Raw genomic sequence first — 23,644 nt, 5'->3', positions numbered from 1 at the left:
GTCGTATCAGATCGAATGGCGGCTTCTGGCACAACCTCCTTTCGAGGCGGCGAACGAGGAACTCTGACCCATCTCTGCCCTACAACCATGCGTCCCGGTGACGCTTTCCGGCACCCCTCCGCCTTGTGCGGAGCGCAAGCTGCCATTAAGCTCGGGGGAGCCAGTTGGCGAACTGCTGCTGGCACTGGTTGACGCATTCTGTTACGCGTCGAATGCAGTTCCTGCAAGCCTCGGCCAACGGGTCGCTTTGGGCGGAACAAACTCACTCCAGCGGAGCTGGTGATGACCATCGTAGATGCATATACGAAAGTAATTCATGAGAACTTCCGGCCCTTTTTCGCAAACTGGGAACCTGGGCGACCCGTTGAAATCGGCGATTACGGGCTCATGCACGGGGTCACCTTTCTACATCTTGGAAATGTTCGTGATCAGGGTGTGAATTTTGAGCAGCGGGAGGATACCCGATCGGATCGTATGACGTTTTCGTCCGAAGGAAGCACCGATATCAAGCTTCACGCAAAAGGCACCGCTTACGCAAAAGCCAGGATGGAAGTAACTTTTCGCGGCAATGATGCAGTATTTTTCAATGCGGCTGGCTGCCGGCACAGGCAAGTTACTGATAAGCCGGCCCTCGGTCGCCAGATTATGCAAATGTATCGCGCGACTTCTTGGAAGTTGTCGTGGGTAGTTGTGACGGATTTGGTTCGCGCGGGCTCGACAACTGTTGCTATTTCTGGCGGCGACAATTCGTCATTGATCCTTGAGGGCTCAGCGGAACAGCCTTTGATTGATCTTGCAGACGCGTCAGCAAAGGTCCAATTGCTGTCTCAAAGCAATATCGGGTTTCAACTCGTGGCCGAGGAAGGACTTGTCCCGCTCATCGGGGTTTGCAAGATCCAAAGTCCCTTTCCAGGTTTTCCAAAAGATTTCAAGCCGATTACACTCGGACGCAGTGCCGATGCAGAGAATGCTACAGACCAGGATAGTTTATTCTTTGGTCAACTGTACTAAATTCAGGACTTCTTAGGACATGCATCTAAAAAACATACTAGGAAATAGCCGAATTGAGGCGGGAGCGTATTCCCCTTTTGCGTATGCAATAGGCATAGAGTCCTCTGTGCTGGAAGCAGAGGCATCCATGCAACCTTATCCAATCACTCAGCCAATATCAATAGAAGTGAGGAATAAGTTTTCTACATCATTGACATTTTTTCATGAGTGCGCCCACTTCAGTCAATTCATTAGCTCTTCTTTTGGGCTGAGAACTCTTCGCTATACGCTCATTTGCCTGCGCAATTTGTCTACAAAGCGAGGATGGCCGCTGCCGATTTTTCAAAATCTTCACAGCCGGCTAGAGTCTCTATCAGAAGATGAAAAAACTATGTACGGTCACTGTTTTATGTTGGCTGATGCAATGGATCAGCTATCGATAAGCCAAAATTTTGATCCCCTGAAGAAATGTCTCTCTGGGCTGACCGTATCGGTGAGAATGGAGCCTTGGTCTCCTCACTTTTCAATCACACCAGCGGATAGAGAGTCTATCGAGAAGGATGAGTTCATAAAGTTCCTTGTTTCGATAGGGGCACACATCAAAAAAATTCCAATAATCGAGGTTGCAACAGAGGATGGGTTAGCTCAGATCGCATTAAACGCAGCGTCGCTTATGGAGGCTTATGCTGTAGTATGCGAGTTAAGTCATTTGCAAAATGCCCTGAGATGCGATCTCGCCGAGGCACTTAATTACCTCCCAGAAGGCAATGAATATTGGGCTGTCATCTTGTATGTTTTGCAGTCTGGCTTTTGTCGTCTCGACACCCTGCTCCCGACCCTTTCGGTGTGCATCGACATTGCGCTCATGTATGACCCTTTTATTCTTTATGATGTTCCATGGGATATTGTAGATGAGCAGGGCCGAGGAGATTGCTACCCAGGTGAAACGTTTGTCACCGTCTGCAATGCTCTACCAAAATTGAGGCCTATCGAAAGCGCGGAACCGGCGGAGATTGAGAGGTTCTCCAAGGAGCTGTGCGCATGCGTTGGGCTGCCGTCCCCCACTTGGATGGCGGACAAGGCATTTGCTGTTGCAGACAATATTCTGAAACAGCTCCCTTGGGAACGAGCTCTCATGGGGGGCGCGCTAAAGGCTCACCGAGACGCGCTAAAAATACGGCGCGATATTGGAGCAAGCATATTCCCAATAGAGCTAATTACAACAGGAGGATTAAATAGGATTGTATCTAGAGCGCGACAGTCTATTGTATTTTACAACTTACATACTAAACAGCCTGATATTTTTGTTCCAAGAGCAATAGATTGTATTACAGTCCACTCAATACTTATGCAAGCTATATTTGCGCCCGCGATTCGGTGCCCGCTAAAATTTGGAACGCCATTCTTTTGTCCTACCGCAGCCTCTGACCCTAATCACTTGTGTGTGTGGAAGCTTCCTGATCGGAAGGTGGAATGTTTAGTTGATATACTCGAAAGGCAATTTGGTTTAAGCGTGGAATAAACTTCCCTAACGTCGTCCAATAGATGAATGACCGCGATCGCCCTTTCTCTCGTTTATTGCCAGAGCGGCGAATCTCAACGGGAAGCTGCAAAGACGACGTGTGGGCGGGTGATTGCCAGGGTGCCTATTCGTGGCGCCACGGGGCCGATGAGGAGAAAGAGTGTAGCTCCCCGCGGGATGGTGAAGCGAAAAAAGATGATCGAACGCGGGATCTGGCGTAGGTCCGCTCCTGGCGCCCCTTGGCCGTTCCCGAGGGCGAAGGAGGAACTATGACCCTAAACGGCCGCGTCCAGCCCTCGGGGCCGACGTCCGGTTTCGCCGATAGCCGACATTCCCGGATCTGCTGTCGCGTCATGGCCGCCGGGAATGGAATGCGTCGTGCTTCGGTGAAAAATACGCTCCGTCTCGGGGGCGGCCGAGAATTACAACTGCCGCAAAAAACCGCTCTTCATGCTGTGTTGCGTTTCTGCAACAGAGAAAGGGCTTTCGCTGGTCCGCCAGCCCCCGGCCTTGACTCTGCGAAGCGTCGGGGGGTTCCGTAGGCAGGATGGAAAAGCTCACGCTCCGGCCGATGGGAATCACCCGCCTATTGATTGCGGGCCTCATGGCTTGGGCTCTCGTCTTGTCCGGCATGACCGCCGCCGCTCGGTCCCATGGAATGGACCGCGGGGTCGCCCCTCTGGACGTCGGCGATTGCGGCGGCCTCGACGACGTCCATGACCACCGCCATTCCCCAGGGCCTCATTTTTCTTGCTCTTGCTGCGTTCCATGCCGGTCCGGTCAGCTGGATGGCCCCCAGGAAACGCTCTCGGCCATTCCAATCGCCCTAGGCCTCTCCATCCTGGCCGCGTCGTTCGCTCGAGGCGATGTTTTTCCGATCGTCGAGCAATCGTCGCCGGCCGGGTGGATCAGTTCCTGGTCGTCGCGCGCGCCGCCGGTCGGCTGATCGCTCGATACTATGCGCGTCTGCGCTCGAGCCGCTTCCCCGGCGAACGGGACGATTCCTCATCTTCGCGATCCGCCCATTTCTGGGCGCTGAATGAACGGGAAATCCCTGACATCGGCGTCGCCCCCCCGATCTGCCATCGGAAGCCCCATATGGTGGACAAGACATCAGCTTCTTTCCGTGAGCTCTTCCTGAGCAACCGGCGTGCGCTCTTGCGATATTTGAATCGGCGCGTGGGCCGCGAGAACGCGCCCGACCTCCTTCAGGAGACCTTCGTGCGCCTCTTGAGCCGCGAGACGACGGCGGAGATCGTCGACCCGCCCGCCTATCTGCGCCGTACCGCTGGAAATCTCGCGAATGATTTCGCGCGCCATCGTGACCGCGAGCAAAAGCTCGTCGACCCCGCGAGCGCGGAGTCGATCGACGCCGCTTCGGACGAGCCCGGCGCCGACAATCTCATCGAGCACGCGCAACGTTCGGCGCGACTGGCCGAAACAGTCGCCTCGCTGCCGCCTCGCTGCCGGGAGATTTTCGAGATGCGGGTCAGCCAGAACATGTCGCAGCGCGACATCGCCATCAAACTGGGAATTTCGCGCAAGACGGTCGAGCAGCACTTTCATCTCGCCATGGAGCGGTGCCGCGCGGCGATAAAATAGGCGGGCGCCGACCCTTCCATTCTCGCGTCTCGGGCGTCTAAGAAAGTGAGGGGGCGACGCGCCAGCGACCGCTCGCATGCGCGGCCCGAGGCTGTCCCGCCGAAATCCAGCGCCGGAGGCGATGATTTTCCGATGAGCCGTGACGACGAGCCGAACCGTGACGGCGATCCTTCCGCGGCGGCGCTTGCCTGGTGGGTCAAATGCGACGCCGGGCCGCTCTCGGCAGCCGATCGCGCGGCTCTCGACGCCTGGCTCGCCGCCGATCCGTCGCATCGTGCCGCTTTCGACGAGGCCTCGCGTCTCTTCGACGACGTGCAGGAGCTCTGGACCGGAGGCCGGCCCGGTCTTGCGAAAAGGCCGGCGCGGATCACGCCATTCGCGGCGCTGCTCGCCGCCTCGCTGGCGGCGTTTCTGTTCTTCGACGAGATCGCTCTGCGCTTTCGCGCCGACGTCCTCACCGGCGTCGGCGAGACCCGCGTGGTCGAACTGGCGGACGGCTCGCACGCCCATCTCTCGGCGCGATCCGCCCTCACTATACATTACAGCGCCGGCGAGCGGCGCATCGCTCTGCTCGCCGGCGAAGCCTATTTCGAGGCGGCGCCGAACGCGGCGCGCCCCTTTGTTGTGGAGGCGGCGGGTGCGACCGTGACCGCGCTCGGCACGGCCTTCGACATCGCGCTCGAGGACAAGACCCATGCCGAGGTCGCCGTCGCCGAGCACAGAGTGGCCGTGACGAGCGGCGACGCCCGCACCATTGTGGAGGAGGGCCGGCAGAGCCGCTTCGGCGCCGACGCGCGGACCACCGAGCCGTCGCCGGTCGATCTCTTTCGCGTCGGCGGCTGGCGGCGCGGACGCCTGGTCTTCGAGGATGCGCCGCTCGCCGACGTGCTGGCGACGCTCGGCCGCTATCACAGGGGCTTCCTGTTCGCAGCGCCCTCCCTGCGGGGCCTGCGCGTGACGGGCTCCTTCGACGCTGCAAATCCGATCGGCGCCGCGAGCGCTCTCGAAGCCGCGCTGGGCGTGAAGACGCTCTCTCTCAGTAGCTATCTGATTTATATATATAACTGAGAAATGGCGCGGCGCGGCGCCGTCGGTTGCGTCGAAAAAGTGAAAATATTTCGCTTACCCGACCCTTCCAAACGTCTCCACCGGCCGTCCTCCTTAATAGGGGGCGCATTCGTCCCCCGGCAATCGAGCGAGGGGGCGGCGGATGAGGCGCAAGGATTTCGGTCGAAAGGACGAGCGTATGAGCGCGGTTCTGGCGGCGGCGATGGGGGTTCTCGCATTCGGCGGCGATGCGCCGGCGTCCGCCCACGCCCGCATGCCGGCCGCGGAGATCGCCGCCGAAGTGAAATCCTATCGCATTCCAGCCGGATCGGTCGGCATGGCGCTGGCCCGCATCGCTGAACAGAATGGCCTGCAATTGGTGTTCCTGGCCGGGCTCACACGCAATGTGAAGACGAGTGGGTTAGCCGGAGACTACACGCTCGGCGGCGCGCTCGATCGGCTGCTGGCGGGGACGGGTCTCGGCTACCGCCTCGCCGACAATCAGCGTGACGTGTTCATCGTGCTGGCGCAGAACGACACGGGCGTGCGCAGCGACGCCGGGGCGGAGGCGCTGCCGGCGATCGACATAGGGGCGGAACGGCCGCGGGCGGGTGGGCCGGGCAGCGGAAAGGGCGAGGGCCTCACCTCGCAGAACAGCTATGTCGTGCCGAACGCCTCCACGGCGACCAAGACCGACACGCCGGTCATGAATACTCCGATCAACGTGCAGACGATCACGCAGAAAGCGCTCGAGGACCAGCAGGCGACGACATTGAGGGACGCCTTGCAGAATGTCAGCGGCGTCACCATCGTCGAAGCTCTCGGGCAAACGTCACAGAGAACTGCTGGCTTTTTTGTTCGCGGCTTCGCGACGCAGGAGTTCTACCAGGACGGGGTTCGGGTCACCGGCGTCACTACGAATGGCGCCGGCACAATAGATATCGCCGGCACGAAACAATTCGCCAACATCGGCGGAATCGAGCTGCTGAAAGGCCCCGCCGCTATTCTCTACGGACTTTCCGAGCCCGGAGGCATCGTCAACATCACGACTCGGGCCCCCCTGGACACGCCTCATTACGCCATCCAGCAGCAGATCGGGGCGTTGGCATTCTACCGCACGAGCCTCAGCGCCACGGGCCCGGTCACCAGCGACAAGTCGGTGCTGTACAGGGTCGACATGTCCTATGAGAACAACGGCGCACCCTTCGGCTCCGTCATCGACCGAACGCACAGCCGGAATTTTTTTGTCGCGCCGGTCGTCAAATGGCAGATCGACAACGACACCTGGATAAAGGCGGAGGTAAATTACAGCAACGACCTGTCGAGCCTTTATGAATTCCGTGCTGCGTCGATCAACGGAACGTTCTTAGACACGCCACGCAACACGAGCCTCTATGGATTTGGCCAAGCATTTCAGCCGACAGTCTATGCGGCGCTGACAGGAGCGCATAATTTCAATGATGACTGGTCACTCAGATCGCGGGTCACGTTTTACAGCACGAACAGCAACGCGATAACCGACCCGGCGTTATCGACAAGCGCGGGCTCCAACCCGTTGATCACGCTGGGTACTTCATATTCGACGACACAAATGTCGTCTTGGCAGACCAATCAGGATCTCGTCGGCCATTTCGATCTGCTCGGAGCCAAGAACACTCTGCTGCTCGGCGGCGACTACTCTCGATTCACTTCCGCATCGATCAGTCAAGGCTTCGTTCCTTGGGGCTGGTCGGCCATCAGCCTGCTGAATCCCATCTTTCCTGGGGTTCCTGCCTCACCGCTGACTTCAACCAATCACCAGGAATCGTACAATCGGCAGGACACGGCCGGCGTCTATGTGCAGGACCAAATCGAGCTGCCATACGGTTTCCATGTGATGGCCGGGGCCCGCTATCAGTACGTTTTTCAGTGGAACACGCTTGCGAGTAGATCGGCGTCGTTCGTGTCGGGGCCCGTGTCGAACTCCGGCATACCGGCCCACATGGCCCGCGTCACGCCGCGTTTCGGCTTGCTCTGGCGTCCGCAATCTTGGGTGAGCCTCTATGGCAACTACACGGAAGGGTTCGCCGCGAATTCCGGCACGATCTATCCCGGCACGCCTGCGCCGCCCACGGACGCCGAGAGCTGGGAGGCAGGCGCGAAGTTCGAGTTCTTCGACGGAAGGCTGCGCGCCAATATCGACTATTACAATCTAGTCAAGACCAATGTTCCGATATCCGATCCGGACGCGACTCATCTCTGCAACGGCACGCCGTCCTGTATCTCTCTCGTTGGCAAGGCGCGAAGCTCTGGTCCAGAGATCGACATTCAAGGCGAGCTGCTGCCGGGCTGGAACGTGATCCTCAATTATACGAACCAGGACGTTCGCGTCGCCGAGGGCACTCAACAAAGCGGTTTGAAGCCCGGCCAGCGCTACCCCAATGTGCCGCGCAATCTCGCGCGGCTCTGGACGACCTATGAATTTCAGGTGCCAGAGCTAAAGGGGCTGAAGGTCGGCGCCGGCTACACCTATCACGGCTCGCAGCCGCCGTTTGACGTCACCGCCGGGAGAGTCGGCGCGGTCCCTCTGCTCTGGTCCTACGGGCTCGTCGATCTGATGGCGGCCTACAGCTTCGATCTCGACGGGGTGAAGACAACGGCGCAGATCAACGCCACGAATATCTTCGATCGCTCTTATTACACATTCGCCCGCGTGCAGACCCTGCCGTCGTCGAACTACAATGTCATCAATGGTAGGACCTGGGGCGCGCCCTTCAACATCGTCGGGTCACTGAAGTTCGAATTCTGACGGGCAGGCTTTGCCATGAGGCGTCGTTCTTCATTGTCGATCTCGTCCAGATGGTCCCATCTTCCCACCGACATGGGGGGACCGCGTGGAGCCGCAAACATACCCGTGTCGATCGCGCGCGACCCTTTTCCCACAGGGAGAAGGTGGCCTCGCGAAGCGAGGTCGGATGAGGGGCTCGCCGCACGATGATCGGCGAGAGGGAACCCTCTCACCCGGCGGCCGCTCCGCGTCCGTCTCCCAATGGGAGAGGGACGCGCCCTTGAAAGGGGCTTTGCTGTATTAAAAAGGATTCACGAACATGATCCGCGGCACCTTCGTCTTCCTGCATCGCTGGGTCGGCCTGTTGATGGCGGTGTTTCTTATCATCGTCGGCCTTACCGGCAGCCTGCTCGCCTTCCACCACGAGTTGGAACATGTCTTCGCGCCCGAGTTCTACGCGACGCCACGGCCCGGCGTCCCGCCCCTCGATTTCGCGACGCTGATGGAGCGCGCGCCGCCCATTCCCCATGCGCGGATCATCGGCGCGCAATGGAACGGAATCGATCAGGCGCAGATCAACTACAGGCCCGAAAAAGATCCGGCCACAGGCAAGCCCTATGATCTCGGATTCAACCAGCTCTGCGTCGATCCCTGGACCGGCGACGAGCTCGGACGTCGCATGATCGGCGACTATTCCAAAAGCAGCAACTTCATGCGCTTCATCTACAAATTGCACGTCGCGCTGCTCGTCTCCGGTCCGGGCACGCTGATCCTCGGTATCGTCGCCGTGCTCTGGACGCTCGACTGCTTCAACGGATTCTACCTGACGCTTCCCGTCTCCTTTTCCGGCTTCTGGCGGAAATGGAAGGCCGCTTGGGTTATCAAGCGCGGCGCCGGCGCCTATCGGCTCAATCTCGATCTACACCGGGCGAGCGGCCTCTGGCTTTGGCCCATGCTGTTCATCTTCGCTTGGTCGAGCGTGATGTTCAATCTGCGGCCGCTCTATGATTGGACGATGTCGAGATTCATGCATCACTACTCCATTCTCGATGAAGTCATGAAGCTGAAGGACATACCGATGCGCGCGGCGAAGCCCGTCCCCGCGCTCGAGCCGCGCGCCGCTCTGGAGGCGGCCCAGCGCCTCGCGGCCGAGCAGGCGAAGACGCAGGGTCACGGCGCGCCGGAGCCCACGCAATTTCTCTATATGGAGCCGTTCGGCGTCTATATGTACGCCGCGCGCAGCAGCGCTCCCCGAGACGGCTTCCTCGAAGAGCGACCGAGCCTCATCACGATCGACGGCGACACTGGAGCGCCAGCCGATGTTCCTTTTCTACGTCTGACGGAGAAGCAGGAACTCGTCGACCGCTGGCTCGTCGCGCTGCATGTGGCGGGCGTGTTCGGCCTGCCATACAAAATCTTCGTCTGCGTCCTCGGCCTCGTCATCACCCTGCTGTCGGCGACCGGCGTCTACCTCTGGTGGAAGAAGCTCGAGGCCCGACGCTTCCGCAAGCGGCGCGGCTCGTCCGCCCGCGCGCCTCGAGAGTCGCTGGCGGCCGACTGACCGCGCTCGCTCGTCCGTATGCGACGCGAAATGATCCGACCAACCCTCTCGTTGAAATGACCATGTCAGCATTGATGGATATAAATTGCGTTGGAAATGAACGACATGTTTCATCGCACGACTTCTTCCGACATAGAGCGCCTCCGCGCCGCGAGCTATCGGGACACGCGACGCCTGCTCGAAGCATTTCGTCGATGCCTGCCTCTCATGGCGCATCCGAGAGGACGGTTGCGCGCTTCGTTGATGCGCTTCGGAAAAAGAGGTTCGGACAGAAGATGCAAGGTGACCAATGTGTTCGACGCCGGCGGGGCATTCGGCCTCATGTGCCAGGTGGAGGTCGGCGAGAGCGATCCCTTGCTGCTGGTGACACCGCTCACGGAACTCTCCTTCGATCGAACGCATCCGATCGCGCACGATGTCGCAGACTATCGTCGCCGCTGTATGCAAACGGCATAGCGTGTCAGTCAAATCGGTAGTGAAAGCGGGTCATGGCGGCGTTCTTTTCCTTGCGGGGTTTCGACAAAAAAAATCGATATGCGATTTTGGCCGCGTTCGGCCTCGCGGCCTATCTCGCCGTGAGATTCCTCTTCGCCCCCGCGTCGATCGGCTATGTCACTGAAAAAGCCGCCCGCGTCGATCTCGAGACGAGCGTGCTCGCGACGGGCGCCTTGCAGGCGACGCGTCAGGTCGATGTCGGCACGCGCGTCACCGGGCAGCTGAAGTCGCTGAGGGTCGCCCTGGGCGATCATGTCCACGCGGGCGATCTGCTCGCGATCATCGATCCGGTTCTGCCGGAGAATGATCTGCGTTCCCAGCAGGCCAATCTGGCGCGGCTCGAGGCCGACCGCCGGGCGGCGATCGCGCGCCAGAAAAAGTCGAAGCTCGAATTCGATCGGCAGAAGGGCATGATCCGAGGCGACGCGACCTCGCGCCGCGATCTCGAGGCGGCCGAGCAGCAATTGATCGCCGATGAAGAATCGATCGCCTCGCTCGACGCGCAGATCGCGCAGGCCCGCGCGCAGATCGAGATCGCCGCGACCAACCTCGCCTACACGAAGATCACCGCGCCGATCGACGGCGACGTCGTCGCCATTCTGACGCGCGAAGGCCAGACTGTCGTCGCCTCCCAGACCGTGCCGGTCATATTGAAGCTCGCCGATCTCGACGCGATGACCGTCAAGACGCAAATCTCCGAAGGCGATGTGACGCGCGTGCGCGTCGGCCAAGCCGTCTCCTTCTCGATCATGAGCGAGCCGGACAGGAGCTTTTCCGGCGTGCTACGCGCGGTCGAGCCGGCACCGCAGAGCTATTCCGAGCCGGCTTCGATGGCCTCCGCATCCTCCTCCTCGAGCACCGGCCCGTCGAGCGCGGTGTTCTACAATGCGCTGTTCGATGTCGCGAATTCCGACCGTCTGTTGCGCATCGGCATGACCGCGCAAGTCTCGATCCGGCTCGGCGACGCGCGCAATGTTCTGGCCGTTCCTGTCGGCGCCTTGCGCGAGAAGATCGCCGACGGACGCTATCGCGTGCGCGTCATCGACCGCTCTGGAGTCGCGACGCGCAGCATTCGGACCGGGGTCAATAATCACATTCGAGTCGAGGTGATCGACGGTCTCGCCGAGGGCGAGGAGGTCGTCGTCGGCGAGCGGCTCGGCTCGTCGGTGCGCGGAGCAAAGGACGAGCCATGAGCGACGCGCCTTTTCTGCGATTGCGCGCCGTATCCCGCCGCTATCGCGTCGGCGGCCAGGATGTGAATGCGCTCCGCGCCATAGATCTCGACATCGCCTCGGGCGAGATGATCGCGCTCGTCGGCGCCTCCGGCTCCGGCAAATCGACCTTGATGAATATTCTCGGCTGCCTCGATCGACCCAATTCAGGAATCTACAGCGTCGCCGGACGAGATACGTCGAAGCTCGATCCCGATGAGACCGCCGCCTTGCGCTGCGCTTATTTCGGCTTCGTCTTCCAGCGCTATCATTTGCTGTCGCAGCTGACCGCCAGGGACAATGTGGAGATTCCGGCAGTCTACGCCGGCGCGGGCGCCGCCGAACGACATGCCCGCGCCACCGAGCTGCTGACGCGTCTCGGCCTCGGCGAAAGGCTCGATCATCTGCCCAACGAGCTGTCCGGCGGCCAGCAGCAGCGCGTCAGCATCGCGCGCGCGCTGATGAATGGCGGCGCCGTCATTCTCGCGGACGAGCCGACCGGTGCGCTCGACAGCGCGACCGGCGAGGAGATGATGAAAATCCTGCTCGAGCTCAATGCTCGAGGGCATACGCTGATCATCGCGACGCATGATCATCGGGTCGCCGCACATGCGAAGCGAATTATCGAAATGGCGGACGGCGTCATTGTCGGCGATCGCGCCATCGCACATGAGGCCGGGCCGGCGTCGCCGAAGCCCGCGATCTCGACGATCCGTCCCTCGCCATGGATCCGCTACCTCGACGCGGCGCGAATGGCTTTCTTGTCGTTGCGGGCGCATCGGTTGCGCACCGCCTTGACCGCGCTCGGCGTCATCATCGGCGTCTTCGCCGTCGTCATGACCGTCGCCCTCGGCGACAATGCGCAGCGCTTCCTGGAGAAATCCCTCGAAGCGGTGGGCGCGAAGCAATTCGAAATCGAGCCGGGACAGCAATATGGCGACCCCCGCGCCGAACGGCTGCAAACTCTGACCGTTCAGGACCTCGACGCGCTCCGCCGACAATATTACGTCCGCAGCGCCAGTCCGAGACAAACGACATCGTCTTTGTTGCGATATGGCTCGTCGAGCGGGCTCGCGACGATCTGGGGCGTCGGCGAGAGCTATTTCGACGTCAAATCTCTCGCCATCGTCGCAGGCGTGGCCTTCGATGCGGAAGACGTCGCCCGACAGGCGCAAGTCATCGTCATCGACGAGAATGTCCAGCGACAGTTTTTCGGCTCGGAGTCTCCGCTCGGCAAGACGGTCTATATCGGCAATCTGCCATGCATGATCATCGGCGTTGTCGGCCATGTCGAGGGACGGCTTCAGCAAAGCTCGGATAGCAAGCTCAATGTCTGGGTCCCGTTCACGGTCGTCTCGACCAGGCTGACCGGCCGCCAGCATCTCCAGAACATTTTCCTGCGATTGCGCGCCGATCAATCGACGGAGATCGCCGAGCGCAGAATGACCGACCTGCTCTCGGAGCGGCATCGGACAAAGGACTTTGTCGTGTGGAACCTCGACGAGGTGAGCAAGACGAGTGAAAATCTCGTCCTGGTCATGTCGCTCGTATTCGCCACGATCGGCGCGATCTCGCTCGTCGTCGGCGGCGTCGGGGTGATGAACATCATGCTGGTGTCGGCGGCGGAACGCGCCAAGGAGATCGGCATACGCATCGCCGTCGGCGCGCGGCGAGCCGATATCCGCGATCAATTTCTCACCGAAGCGATCGCTGCATGCCTGCTCGGCGCCGCGGGAGGCGTCGCGATCTCTGTGGCCATCGGATTCGTCCTCGCATGGCTGTCGCCGAAGGGGTTCGAATTCGCACTGTCCGGCCGCGCCGTCGCCATCGCCGTCGGTTGCGCGGCGCTGACCGGCGTCGTCGCCGGCTATGCGCCGGCGCGCAAGGCCGCGCGGCTCGATCCCGTGGAGGCGCTCGCCCGTGACTGACGCGAATCTCCTCATTCGCCGCGGCTGCGTCCTCGGAGCGGCGCTCGCGAGCATGACGCTCTCCGCCTGCGCCGTCGGCCCGGATTACACGCCCGCTCCCGCGCCCGACGCGACGCGATTCACGCGCGAGCCGACCGTCTCGCCCGGCAATGGACAGATCTTCGCGCAAGGGGCGGAGGCGCCGCCGCGATGGTGGAAGGCTTATCGCTCCGAGGCGCTGGACGCGCTCGTCGAGGAGGCGCTCGCGAAAAGCCCGACGCTCGAGGCGGCGGAGGCGGCGATACGCGCGGCGGATGCGACGGCGAGCGCGCAGGAGGGGGCGTTTTTTCCGCAGGTTTCGGGAATGTCGAGCTCGACCCGGTCGAGCGCCGGCGGCGGCGCGCCGACCAATCTGTTCACCAAGCAATTGAACGCCTCCTTCACGCCGGACATTTGGGGCGCCAACGCGAGGGCCGTCGAATCGCTCGAGGCGCAGGCCGAGCGCGCGCGCCTGCAATTGGCGGCGGCCCGACTGACGCTCGCCCATGACGTCGTCGTCGCGGCGATCGAGGAGGCCTCGCTGCGCAGCCAGATCGCCACGACGCAGAAGCTGGTGGCGATCCAGCAGGAAAACCTCGCGCTGCTCACCCTGCAGCATTCTCTCGGCGCCGCCTCGGGGCTCGATCTCGCGTCTCAGGAAGCTGCGCTGGCGCAGACGCGCCAGTCGCTCCCCGGACTCGATGGGCGGCTCGCGGCGCAGCGCAATCGCCTGACCGCGCTCGCCGGCCGCTATCCGTCACAGGAGATCGACGAGACCTTCGCGCTCTCCGAATTGGCGCTTCCCAAGGAGCTTCCGCTGCGTCTGCCGGCGCAGGTCGTCGAAAAACGGCCAGACATATTGCAGGCGGCGACGGATGTGCATGGAGCGAGCGCGGATGTCGGCGTGGCGGTCGCCGCCCGCCTCCCCAATGTGACGCTCACCGCCGACACAGGAGCCAGCGCGCTGAAGCTCGCACAATTATTCGCGCCGGGAACGGGCTTCTATACGCTCGCGGGAACGGTCTCGCAGCCGATTTTTCAGGGAATGACGCTGCTGAATCGCCAGCGCGCCGCCGAAGCGCGGCTCGAGGAGGCGAAAGCGCGCTATCGCGAGACGGTGATCGGCGCGTTCCAGAATGTCGCCGACAGCCTGCGGGCGCTTCAAGCCGACGCGCGCTCGGTGCGCGCCGCGCGCCTCGCGGAAGCCGCCGCGCGGCGCTTCCTCGACCAGACGCGCGCGCAACGCAAATATGGCGGCGTCTCGCAGCTCGCCGTCTTGACCGCGCAACAGTCTTATCTCAACGCCTCTATGGCCCGCGTCCGCGCGGAGGTGAGCCGCCTCTCCGACGTTGCGGCGCTGTTCACGGCGACCGGAGGATAGTCATTTTCGCTGGTCGGCGCCGGTATCTGGTCGCGCACAGTCGTAGTAGGCGCATCGCAAAGCCCAGAGTGTCGGGGACGGGACGTCGTCACAAAGCCTTCGCCTCGAACGTGAGGTGAATTTCCTCCTGTTCCGCTACCAGGAATGTCCGCGAAATCCAGGGAAAGCCGACCCTCCGGCTATCCACGACGATCGTCTCCTTATGGCGCATCCTCGCCATCGCAGACCGGAACCTGTGGTGTTTCGCATCCTTCTATGGCGCGGTCTCCATTCGTTCCGACCCATCAATCGGATCGTCAACGAAAAACCACACCGAGCGCGAATAGTCAGCGGAGGCGGAGCTGGCCTCGTCCATACATAGGCTTTAGAGAGCTCTCCGCCGCATTGTGATTCGTTTTTTCCGCCGCAGACGGCGCGGCGATTTCGAGGGAACGGCGATAAGCCGGACAGGAATTTGGACGAAGCTGTTTCTCGAAGCACGGTGACGCGCGAGGATCTCGCCGCCGCCATTTATGCCCGCATCCCCGGTTTCTCGCGCGTCGACGCCAAAGCCCTGCTCGATTGCGCGCTCGAGGAAATGCTCTCGGCCTTGGCCCGCGGAGAAGACCTAAGTCTACGCGGCTTCGGCACTTTCCGAATTCGTTCCAAAAACGCCCGGCCTGGCCGCAATCCGAAAACCGGCGCCGCGGCTCTCATCTCGTCGCGTCGGGTCGTTGTGTTCAAAGCTGCGCCCCATCTCAGATCGGCAGTCGCGGCCGCGGGAGCGATCCAGCCCGGCGACGACGTTCCATAGCGGCGCGCCTTCGTTCGCGACGGGGCTTTCGGAGCGCGATGCAGCGGCGCGCTCGGCGAGGTCGCCCCGCCACGCAGGCGTTTCGTCAGGTCGTTTTCATTCGCGCAGAGTCCGGTGACGCTCGGCCTCCATGCAGGAGGCGCATTCATGACCAAGGAATTGAAAGAAGGGCTCGGCCGGGTCGAGCACGAAGCCTACCAGATCGTCGAAGCCGTGGGCCTTCAGAACGAGCAGATCCGCATCGCCATCGCCCGTCTCGACGAGATCATCGCCCTGCTCGCTCCCAAGGACGACGCCGGCGAGCCGACGCTGAGCGACTTGCTCGCGCATCTGATCGCGCAGAACCGCGAGCAGCTCATCCTCTCGCGCAGGACGGTCGACCTTCTCGTCGACATGCAGAAAGGCCTGCCGGACCAGACTGTCGAGGCGCTGGAAAAGCGTTTCGCCTCCCTCGCGAAGGCCTGAGCGATGATTACTTTCCGCAAATTCGCGGCGGCCTCCGACGGCAAGCTCGTCCGCATGTATTTCACCGAGGCGAGACTCGGCCCGCAGCCGGCCGAGCAGACGTCCGAGGCGCTCGGCCAACAGCTGGAGCCCGGTTCCCGCCTCACCAACTATTACACAGGTCGCGACGCGGGGCCGGCGTGGCGGCCGGACATGCCTCTTTCCGTCGCCCGAGCGCTCGGCGTCAATTCTCATCATGCGCCCAAGAACGAGGAGCTGGACCGCCTGTTCGAAGGCAAGCGCGCCGATAATGGCGAGGCCTGGTCGAACCATAAGCGCGAGATCAGCGGCTACGACTTCACCTTCTCGCCCCACAAATCCGTGACGCTCGCCGCCGAATTCGCGGCCGATCCGGCAGAGGCGGCCGCCATCCGCAACGCCATCCATCGCGCCAATGATGCAGCGATGCGCTATGTCGCTCGGGAAATCGGCTGGGCGCGGCGCGGGCGCGCGGGGGAGAACGGCGCCGATCCCGGCGCGGTCGGCTGGGTGAGCTTCAAGCATTATATCGCCCGTCCGACCCTGCCGGTTCAGGACGGCCGCGAGGGCGCGACCTATCTCCTCGAAGCGCCGATCGCCGGCGATCCGCACGATCACATCCATAATGCGCTGTTCAATCTCGTCGTCACCGGCGAGGGCCATATCGGATCGCTCGACACCCAGCGGCTCCATGCCCGCGTCCACGAGTTCGGCGCCTTCGCTCAGGCGGTCCTCGCCGACGAGCTGCGCGCGCTCGGCATTCGCGTCGCCTATGACGAGAAGGAGCAGGCCGCCGTCATCCTCGCCATCCCGCAATTCGCCAATGAGGCCTTCAGCAAGAGCACCCATCAGGTCCTGCGCAACGCCAAGGCCTTCGCCGCAGGCCAAGGCCTCGACTGGGACGACATCTCCGCCGAAAAGAAAGCCGAAATCCTCCGCGAGGCGGCGGCGGCCGCTCGCCTGGCCAAGCATGGCGAGAAGACCGACCACAAAATCTGGCGCGATCAGGCCGAGGCGATGGGCTGGAAACACGCCACCGTCATGGAGGGCGCGAAGATCGACGCGCTGCCGGTCGAGGCGCGGATCGAGCGGGCCTACGCTTTCGCCGCGAGACACCTCGCCGAAGAATTCCACACGGCCGCCGTGATCGACCATGATCGACTCCGCGTCCACGCGGCGCGCGGACTGATCGGCGCCGGCGTCGCCGGCGGGGTCAAGGACATAGACCGCGTCGTCGAGCAGATCGAGCGCAAGGGGATCGAGCTTCACGGCGAGCATGTCGATCTCGTCTCCGCCTGGGCGAAGCGCGAGAATGCCGAGGACGAGCCGCGGCAGGTGCTGCGCGTCACCAATTCCGCGCAGATCCGCGTCGAGGAAGACCTGCGCATGTCGATTTCCGTCGAGATTTGACCCAGGATTTCCATTGAGAATTGACCCGGGTTGAAGATGGCTTGCGGGTCAGTCGGTCGTCAAGTTTTGGTCTTCTCCTTTGCAGGTTTGTCCGCCGTCGCCGAGCTGTCCTTGAACCGGAAGCTGTCGTTCCCGGTTTCGAGGATGTGGCAGCGGTGAGTGAGGCGATCGAGCAGAGCCGTCGTCATCTTGGCGTCCCCGAAGACGGCGGCCCATTCGCCGAAGCTCAGATTCGTCGTGATGATGACGCTGGTCCGCTCGTAGAGCTTGCTCAGCAGATGGAACAGCAGCGCCCCGCCGGAGCCGCTGAACGGCAGGTAGCCGAGCTCATCGAGGATGACGAGATCGGAATGAACGAGCCGCGCCGCGACTTGGCCCGACTTGCCTTGGTGCTTTTCAGTTTCGAGCGCGTTGACGAGCTCGACGGTGGAGAAGAACCGCACGCGCTTTCTGTGATGCTGGATCGCCTGGACGCCGATTGCTGTCGCCAGATGCGTCTTGCCCGTGCCAGGTCCCCCGACCAGGACGGCGTTATGCGCATCTTCGAGGAACTCGCAGCGATGAAGCTGGCGCGCGAGCGCCTCGTTGACCTCACTGCTGGCGAAGTCGAAGCCGGCGAGATCGCGATAGTTCGGGAACCGCGCGGATTTGAGCTGGTAGGCGATCGATCTCACCTCCCGGTCGGCGGTTTCCGCCTTCAAGAGTTGCGACAGGATCGGCAGCGCCGCCTCGAAGGCCGGGGAGCCTTGCTCGGTCAGCTCGCTGACGGCTTGCGCCATGCCGTGCATTTTGAGACTGCGCAGCATGATGACGATGGCGCCGGCGGCAGGATTATGACGCATGGCGCGCCTCCCGACCTTTGCGCAGCGCGTCGTANCGCTCGACATTGGCCTGCGGCTCGGTGGTGAGCGTCAGCGCATTGGGCGGCTTCACGGGCGGCGCGTCGACCGGCTTGCCGTCCACCAGGCGATGCAACAGGTTCAAGATGTGCGTCTTGGTCGGCGCGCCGGCCGCCAACGCCAGTTCGACGGCGGTCAGCACGGCCTGCTCGTCGTGCTGTAGGACCAGAGCCAAAATCTCGACCATCTCACGGTCGCCGCCCGGCTTCTCGAGCATGCGCTGTTGCAGCGTCCGTAAGGCGACCGGCAGTTCGGCGAAGGGCGCGCCGTTGCGCAGCGCGCCCGGCTTGCGCTGGATGACGGAGAGATAATGCCGCCAGTCGTAGACCGTCACGCTCTTGTCGTTATGCGAACGGGCGAAGACGCGGGCGTGCTCGCACACGATCTGCCCCTCGGCGGCGACGACGACGCGCTCGGGGTAGACCCGCACGCTGACGGGGCGATTGGCGAACGAGGCCGGCACGCTGTAGCGATTGCGCTCCAGATGGATCAGGCACGTCGGCGTGACCCGCTTGGTGTGTTCGACGAAGCCGTCGAATGGCCGCGGAGGCTGCATCAGCTGCGGAACCTCCTCGCGCCAAGCGTCCGCGATCGTCCCCGGCTGCGCGCTGTGCGGAATCTCGGCCCACAGCTCGCGGCATCGCGCCTCCAGCCAGTCGTTGAGCGCCGCCAGCGACGGAAAGCTCGGGATCGGCTGCCAGAGGCGGTGACGAGCGTCCTGAACGTTCTTCTCGATTTGCCCCTTTTCCCAGCCGGAGGCCGGATTGCAGAATGCGGCCTCGAACAGGAAATGGCTGACCATGGCGGCGAAGCGGGCGTTGACCTGGCGCTCTTTGCCGCGCCCGACCTTGTCGATCGCCGTGCTCATATTGTCGTAAATGCCTCGCCGGGGCACGCCGCCCAGCACGCGGAAGGCGTGATTGTGAGCGTCGAACAGCATCTCATGCGTCTGTTGCGGGTAGGCGCGGAGGAAGAACGCGCGGCTGTAGGAGAGCTTGAACTGGGCGACCTGCAACTTCGTCCGCTCGCCCGCGATGATCGCCCAATCCTCCGACCAGTCGAACTGGAACGCCTCGCCGGGTAGAAACGTCAGCGGCACGAACGCGCCGCGCCCGCAGGTCTGCTGCTCCCGATGCCGCGCCGCCCTCCACTCCCGCGCGAAGGCCGCCACGCGATTGTAGGAGCCGTCGTAGCCGAGGGCGACCAGATCCGCGTGCAACTGTTTGACCGTCCGCTTCTGCTTGCGCGACTTTGCGGCCTCGTGACGCAGCATGTGCGCCAGCTTGTCGGCGAACGGGTCGAGCCGGCTCGGTCGATCGGGCGTGGCGAACCGCGGCTCGACGCTGTCCGAGCGCAGGTATTTGCGCACGGTATTGCGCGACAGCCCCGTGCGTCGCGCGATCTCTCGGATCGAGAACTCCTGCCGATATCGCCAGCGTCGGATGACGCTCAATAACTCCATGTCGATCACTCCCAGGTCCCCCGCGACGGTCGAGGGGGAAAGGTTCGAACATGGGTCAGTTCTCGGTGGAAAAACCCGTGCTGCCTGGGTCAGCTCTCAGTGGAAATCAACAGCCGTGATCGCCATGAACGCTCGGCATCGCCGAGAACAAATGCTTCGGGCGGTGCGCAGATAATTCTGCGCACCGCCCGAGCATTTTTCGTCATGCAGGAGATCGTCGGGAGCTTATTGCTCCGGAGCCTCGCGCCGGCGCTCATCGACGCCGCCGAAAATGCGCGGCTCTCAGCTCGGCCAGAATCGCTCGGACGTGGTGAGATATTCCCACGCCGTCGCCAGGCGCCGCGTTCTGAGCTGATAATTCTGCAGCGCGCTTTGGAACGCCGCCAGAAACAGAAACACGCAGAACGGCGCAAACTCCAGAACCGGAGCAATGCGCCAGGACTCCCATGGCGTGATCGCGATCTCGCAGAGCCAGTAGAAGAACAGCGCCCAGGCCGCGCCAAATAAGAGATAAGCAGCCAGCGCCGTCTGCCGGCGACGGCGCTGCACCAACTGCTCGACCTGCCAGACTTTCATCCCATGCAGAAACGCCGTCGCCTCGAAATCGATGCGGCGATCTTCATCCACTCTGAGTCGGCTATCGTGTCGCGCGCGGCGACGAACGCCCGAGACCAATCCTGCTAAGAAGCGACCGCCTTCGGCGACTTCAGGTTTCGGGAATGCGCGTCCCGGAACGGAGCCGATCCATCTGACGCCATTCCATGCGCGGTTCAGCAGCGAGGCCCTTTTACGCGCCGCCGATCGTCTCGGGCTCCATTTATCTTGCTGCATGGCTCTCGCTCCCCATCGATGCGATGACAGCGTTCCAATCCTCTGGCAGCCCGTCGACGCGCCCCTCCGAACCATCCTGCTTGCGCCAGATCACCGTCGGCGTCCCGCGCAAACCGACCGCTTCGGCGATCGCCATGTTTCGACGAAGCAACTCGTCCGCTTCCTTCGCCGGCGCCCTGTTCAAATCGCCGCGCGACCACGCGGCCGCCATTTGGTCGGAAGGCTTGCTCAACATCGCCAAGGCGCTCTTGGTACTCCGGCCTTCATCCTCATAGTCGAGCACCGATACGGGAATGAGCGCGACCTGCGCCTTCCCCGCGGCGACGAACGGTTGCAATTGCTGAAGGGCGCGAACGGAATATCCGCATAGTGGATCGATGAAGACATAGATTCTCGGCGCGGTCTCTGATCCCATCGTCCCGAACATCGCGCTTCGAGCGGCCTCCAATGCCGAGACGGAATTGCTTCGGCCGCCGGCGCTCGTCGCTCCGATCTCCTTCTCGCCCCCGATCGTCACGGTCGGCGTCACGCCCGGCAAAGGAGCGACTTGTTCACGCGTGATGTTTTTTCCACTCGCGTCCCACATGACGCCCGGGATCACGCGCTCGCCGTCGGGCGTCGCGTAAAATACCTGGAACTGTCGACCGTTTCGCACGAATAGCCCGTGCATTCCATGACTGGTTCCGAGATCCGTCACGCGCGACTCGTCTCGACCCGCGATCACGAGTAGCAGCGTCGCCGACAAATCGGCCTGTGCGCCTGCGACAATAGCCTCACCATCGGGAGCAACCTGCAAGATCATGAATTCTTCGCGCTGTCGCGCCACGACAACGCGCAGACCATGCGCAGTTCCCACGTCGAACAGCTGCGCGCCGCTTCCTGCGAGATGCCTGAGCGCCGGCGTTTGCTCGACGAGTTCCGGCGGAAGAGGCGATAGCCCCGCGGCGCTGAAAGTCACGGCGGCGTCGCCGCTCGGCCGTTCGGAAGCAAACGAGGCTTCCGGCCCATGGGCGTCGCTCTCTACGCCCGCCCGACAAATTCCGGGCTCGGCGAGGGCAATCGTCGAGGCGAATATCGCCCCGATCGCAAGCATATGTGGTTTCATGGTGGTCTCCTTTCGACCACCCGACGCTAGAAGACATGTACGCGAATGCGGACCGCGAAATTTCACGAATCTCCGATTGTATGTTTCGCTGTTCCAAGAAACTCCCGCTCCATCTCGTCACAGGCAGCTCGCAACAGGATCCTCAACACTTCTGGTCGCCCTTCGCTGAAATCTGCGTATTCCCGATAGATAGCCATCTTCCCCATCTTTTCACCCGCGCTCGCGGGCACGGTCGCCACGATTTGGCGGATCATCTGCTCGATATATCGAACTGCATCGGCACCGCGCCGCTGATCGAGCCGCTTACGTCCTCTTGACGCGGGGCTAGGCGTGTTTTGATCAGAGAACTCCATCAAGCAGTCGAGTGTCTCGTCACATTTTCGAAGTAGCGTTCCTTGAACGCGTGGGTGCATCGTTTCGTTCTGCAAGGCGGCCAATATTTCGCGCCCAGAAATTAAATCGCGCGGCTGCTTTCGACGCGGGAATGATGCTGTCATTTCGCGGTCCCCTAATCGAATGAAAATGTCTTGTCGGGCGCGTTCTGCGCGTCCGCTTTCAATTTCGCTGCATCGAATTTCGCGCGCACGCAAATTATGTCAGCTGGGAACCGCGCGCGCCGCCTTCGCCACAGGTCTCGATCTCGAGAATACAGCAACGTCACCCCTACGCAATAGCCCGCTGTTTTGGTTGGACGAGTCGTCGCCACAGCAACGCTTACGCGCTAACGTCCTTTCAGGACTCATCCTTTGTGAGATCGCGCGACTCAGCCCGCCGAAATTAGCGGCCTTGTCGAGTGAGTCATTTCGTCGCAGCAGAAAAATTTTGCCATCGGAATCGCCGCGCCATCGTCCTGCGACATTCGCGCAGAGTCGCGCCAGCATCGACGCGTGTCGATTCGGGGCCAGCTCGTCGTCCGAGGCAAAAAAGTGTCTGATGTCGATCCGGCGGCGTCGATAATTCGGTCGAGATTATCCATCACGCTATAGAGGCTGGGCCGAACTAGGCGCTTTGTCGATCATAAGGAGCATTCATGGCATCTCCCCCTTTGCCCCCCGGAAAGATTTTGCGATCGCTGACCCGCCGCTATTTTACTGATGGACGAATTCCGAAACGCGCGCTGCAGGAAGCTTCGCGGCGACGCGAAGAGCTGCTTCCTCTATTTCTGAGCGAGATTGAAAAATTCATCTCCGCGTCGTCGAAAGTGCAAGCCGAAAGCCCTACTCCCGTGTTGCTCATCTTCTTCGTTCTCGGCGACTGGGGGGACCAAAGAGCCTATCGTCCGCTCGCGCGCTTGATCCATTGTCCCGAATTCACCGATCATCCAGGTTTCGAATCCGTATTCGACATGGTCGGCCACCGCGTCATCGCCGCCGTGTTCGACGGGGATCCAGAGCCTCTGTTCGAAATTGTGCGTGATCTGAAGGCTCACAAAATCGCGCGCCACAACATCCTCGTCAACGCCCTAGCGATGCTCGAGCATCGAGAAAAGGTCGATCGTGAAACCGTCGCCAATTTCTTGATCGATGTCTACGAACAGCTCGGCGACGAGCCCATCGTGTGGCTCGGCTGGGCGTCGCTCGCGGCGCGTGTCGGCTTGTCCGCGCTTCGGCCGCTCGTCGTCCAGGCGATCGCAGAAGAGCGCTTCGACGATTTTGACATCGAAGAGTTCGACGATGCGATCGCGCAGCCGGGCTCCCATGAGCTCAATGAAGATTTCTCGACCTTCGGGGACGCCTACGAAGAAATGAAAGCGCAGTTCGAATAGGACGCAATTTTTAGCTCGATCACCGGCGCCCGGCGAGATCGTCCTTTTGCGTCGCGCACGTCAGGATTGGAGTCGGCGCTGCTCGCCGCGCTGGCGATCCCGATCTGAAGACCGTGCTCGCATCATCGAACAAAGGAGAATGACCAACAAGGCCTGATTTTCATGGCGTCCGTTTCGCCGCGTCCATCGTCACCGCATACGGCAGAACAGTTTTCAAACCGCCTGCAAGGAGTTTCAACGCGCAAAAGAATAGGCCTCCGAAACGTCTCCGCCCCGGAAGCCCTCAGCCGATCCATTAGCAAGATCAGAGGACCATTTCCGGACATCGCTGTCAAGAGTCGGCGCCGTTTCGGCGAGCGGATTTCTTTTGCCTG

General features: G+C 61.8%; 18 protein-coding genes and 1 pseudogene. 14 read left to right on the top strand and 5 right to left on the bottom strand.

The window, feature by feature from the left end; all coding sequences use genetic code 11:
* Positions 1-282: 282 nt before the first annotated feature.
* From METLW4_RS28135 to mobF, 13 genes and pseudogenes are all read left to right on the top strand, one after another.
* Complete coding sequence (locus tag METLW4_RS28135; protein WP_157235612.1) at positions 283-1,011, top strand: hypothetical protein; 729 nt, start codon at positions 283-285, stop codon at positions 1,009-1,011.
* Positions 1,012-1,117: 106 nt separating this feature from the next.
* Complete coding sequence (locus METLW4_RS28130; protein ID WP_157235611.1) at positions 1,118-2,512, top strand: hypothetical protein; 1,395 nt, start codon at positions 1,118-1,120, stop codon at positions 2,510-2,512.
* 756 nt (positions 2,513-3,268) lie between these two features.
* Complete coding sequence (locus tag METLW4_RS28685; RefSeq protein WP_245258533.1) at positions 3,269-4,114, top strand: RNA polymerase sigma factor; 846 nt, start codon at positions 3,269-3,271, stop codon at positions 4,112-4,114.
* Between the two features lie 132 nt (positions 4,115-4,246).
* A complete protein-coding gene (locus METLW4_RS0122935) occupies positions 4,247-5,182 on the top strand; it encodes a FecR family protein (protein ID WP_026191768.1) in 936 nt (311 codons plus the stop codon).
* Between the two features lie 178 nt (positions 5,183-5,360).
* Positions 5,361-7,949: a TonB-dependent siderophore receptor gene (locus tag METLW4_RS25955; protein WP_157235610.1), complete on the top strand. Its 2,589-nt coding sequence runs from the start codon at positions 5,361-5,363 to the stop codon at positions 7,947-7,949.
* Positions 7,950-8,247: 298 nt separating this feature from the next.
* Positions 8,248-9,489 carry a PepSY-associated TM helix domain-containing protein gene (locus METLW4_RS0122925; RefSeq protein ID WP_018268579.1) on the top strand — a complete coding sequence of 414 codons (1,242 nt, stop codon included), beginning with the start codon at positions 8,248-8,250 and terminating at the stop codon, positions 9,487-9,489.
* A 282-nt stretch (positions 9,490-9,771) separates the two neighbouring features.
* A complete protein-coding gene (locus tag METLW4_RS28125) occupies positions 9,772-9,945 on the top strand; it encodes a hypothetical protein (RefSeq protein WP_157235609.1) in 174 nt (57 codons plus the stop codon).
* Positions 9,946-10,031: 86 nt separating this feature from the next.
* Positions 10,032-11,177, top strand: a complete 1,146-nt coding sequence (locus METLW4_RS0122915) for an efflux RND transporter periplasmic adaptor subunit (protein WP_245258532.1) — start codon at positions 10,032-10,034, stop codon at positions 11,175-11,177.
* A complete protein-coding gene (locus tag METLW4_RS0122910; protein WP_018268576.1) occupies positions 11,174-13,123 on the top strand; it encodes a MacB family efflux pump subunit in 1,950 nt (649 codons plus the stop codon). The genes METLW4_RS0122915 and METLW4_RS0122910 overlap by 4 nt, the downstream gene beginning before the upstream one ends.
* Positions 13,116-14,522 carry an efflux transporter outer membrane subunit gene (locus tag METLW4_RS0122905; protein WP_245258531.1) on the top strand — a complete coding sequence of 469 codons (1,407 nt, stop codon included), beginning with the start codon at positions 13,116-13,118 and terminating at the stop codon, positions 14,520-14,522. The genes METLW4_RS0122910 and METLW4_RS0122905 overlap by 8 nt, the downstream gene beginning before the upstream one ends.
* Before the next feature lie 448 nt (positions 14,523-14,970).
* Positions 14,971-15,315: pseudogene (locus tag METLW4_RS25950) on the top strand (integration host factor subunit alpha); the annotation flags it as partial.
* 147 nt (positions 15,316-15,462) lie between these two features.
* Positions 15,463-15,780: a hypothetical protein gene (locus METLW4_RS0122890; protein WP_157235608.1), complete on the top strand. Its 318-nt coding sequence runs from the start codon at positions 15,463-15,465 to the stop codon at positions 15,778-15,780.
* Between the two features lie 3 nt (positions 15,781-15,783).
* Positions 15,784-17,208, top strand: a complete 1,425-nt coding sequence (gene mobF, locus METLW4_RS25945; protein WP_018268571.1) for a MobF family relaxase — start codon at positions 15,784-15,786, stop codon at positions 17,206-17,208.
* 59 nt (positions 17,209-17,267) lie between these two features.
* On the opposite strand, the gene istB is transcribed toward mobF, so the two are convergent.
* The 5 genes from istB to METLW4_RS28115 all read right to left on the bottom strand — a co-directional run bounded on the left by istB (position 17,268) and on the right by METLW4_RS28115 (position 22,002).
* A complete protein-coding gene (istB, locus tag METLW4_RS0122880; RefSeq protein WP_018264842.1) occupies positions 17,268-18,050 on the bottom strand; it encodes an IS21-like element helper ATPase IstB in 783 nt (260 codons plus the stop codon).
* Entirely contained in the window at positions 18,040-19,569 is a 1,530-nt protein-coding gene (gene istA / locus METLW4_RS0122875) for an IS21 family transposase (protein WP_157234838.1), read from the bottom strand. Before istA ends, istB begins: the two co-directional genes overlap by 11 nt.
* A gap of 282 nt (positions 19,570-19,851) precedes the next feature.
* Positions 19,852-20,196 (bottom strand): hypothetical protein, encoded by a 345-nt coding sequence (locus tag METLW4_RS28425; protein WP_018268570.1) that lies wholly within the window; start codon positions 20,194-20,196, stop codon positions 19,852-19,854.
* Positions 20,197-20,386: 190 nt separating this feature from the next.
* Positions 20,387-21,505, bottom strand: a complete 1,119-nt coding sequence (locus tag METLW4_RS25940; RefSeq protein ID WP_198290253.1) for a hypothetical protein — start codon at positions 21,503-21,505, stop codon at positions 20,387-20,389.
* 62 nt (positions 21,506-21,567) lie between these two features.
* Positions 21,568-22,002: a hypothetical protein gene (locus METLW4_RS28115; RefSeq protein WP_157235606.1), complete on the bottom strand. Its 435-nt coding sequence runs from the start codon at positions 22,000-22,002 to the stop codon at positions 21,568-21,570.
* Positions 22,003-22,535: 533 nt separating this feature from the next.
* Here METLW4_RS28115 and METLW4_RS0122850 point away from each other — a divergent pair.
* Positions 22,536-23,270: a DUF1186 domain-containing protein gene (locus METLW4_RS0122850; protein ID WP_083919379.1), complete on the top strand. Its 735-nt coding sequence runs from the start codon at positions 22,536-22,538 to the stop codon at positions 23,268-23,270.
* Positions 23,271-23,644 lie beyond the last annotated feature (374 nt).

This window comes from Methylosinus sp. LW4 (assembly GCF_000379125.1).
GTDB lineage: Bacteria > Pseudomonadota > Alphaproteobacteria > Rhizobiales > Beijerinckiaceae > Methylosinus.
Note: the sequence above shows the minus strand (reverse complement) of the source record. Positions and strands in the feature narration are given on the sequence as shown.

What these genes read in the sequence shown, in the direction of transcription:
- METLW4_RS28135 (WP_157235612.1), top strand. Translation starts at nt 283, where the DNA reads ATGACCATCGTAGATGCATATACGAAAGTAATTCATGAGAACTTCCGG.
- METLW4_RS0122935 (WP_026191768.1), top strand. Translation starts at nt 4,247, where the DNA reads ATGAGCCGTGACGACGAGCCGAACCGTGACGGCGATCCTTCCGCGGCG.
- METLW4_RS25955 (WP_157235610.1), top strand. Translation starts at nt 5,361, where the DNA reads ATGAGCGCGGTTCTGGCGGCGGCGATGGGGGTTCTCGCATTCGGCGGC.
- METLW4_RS0122925 (WP_018268579.1), top strand. Translation starts at nt 8,248, where the DNA reads ATGATCCGCGGCACCTTCGTCTTCCTGCATCGCTGGGTCGGCCTGTTG.
- METLW4_RS0122910 (WP_018268576.1), top strand. Translation starts at nt 11,174, where the DNA reads ATGAGCGACGCGCCTTTTCTGCGATTGCGCGCCGTATCCCGCCGCTAT.
- METLW4_RS0122890 (WP_157235608.1), top strand. Translation starts at nt 15,463, where the DNA reads ATGACCAAGGAATTGAAAGAAGGGCTCGGCCGGGTCGAGCACGAAGCC.
- mobF (WP_018268571.1), top strand. Translation starts at nt 15,784, where the DNA reads ATGATTACTTTCCGCAAATTCGCGGCGGCCTCCGACGGCAAGCTCGTC.
- istB (WP_018264842.1), bottom strand. Translation starts at nt 18,050, where the DNA reads ATGCGTCATAATCCTGCCGCCGGCGCCATCGTCATCATGCTGCGCAGT.
- METLW4_RS25940 (WP_198290253.1), bottom strand. Translation starts at nt 21,505, where the DNA reads ATGAAACCACATATGCTTGCGATCGGGGCGATATTCGCCTCGACGATT.
- METLW4_RS28115 (WP_157235606.1), bottom strand. Translation starts at nt 22,002, where the DNA reads ATGACAGCATCATTCCCGCGTCGAAAGCAGCCGCGCGATTTAATTTCT.
- METLW4_RS0122850 (WP_083919379.1), top strand. Translation starts at nt 22,536, where the DNA reads ATGGCATCTCCCCCTTTGCCCCCCGGAAAGATTTTGCGATCGCTGACC.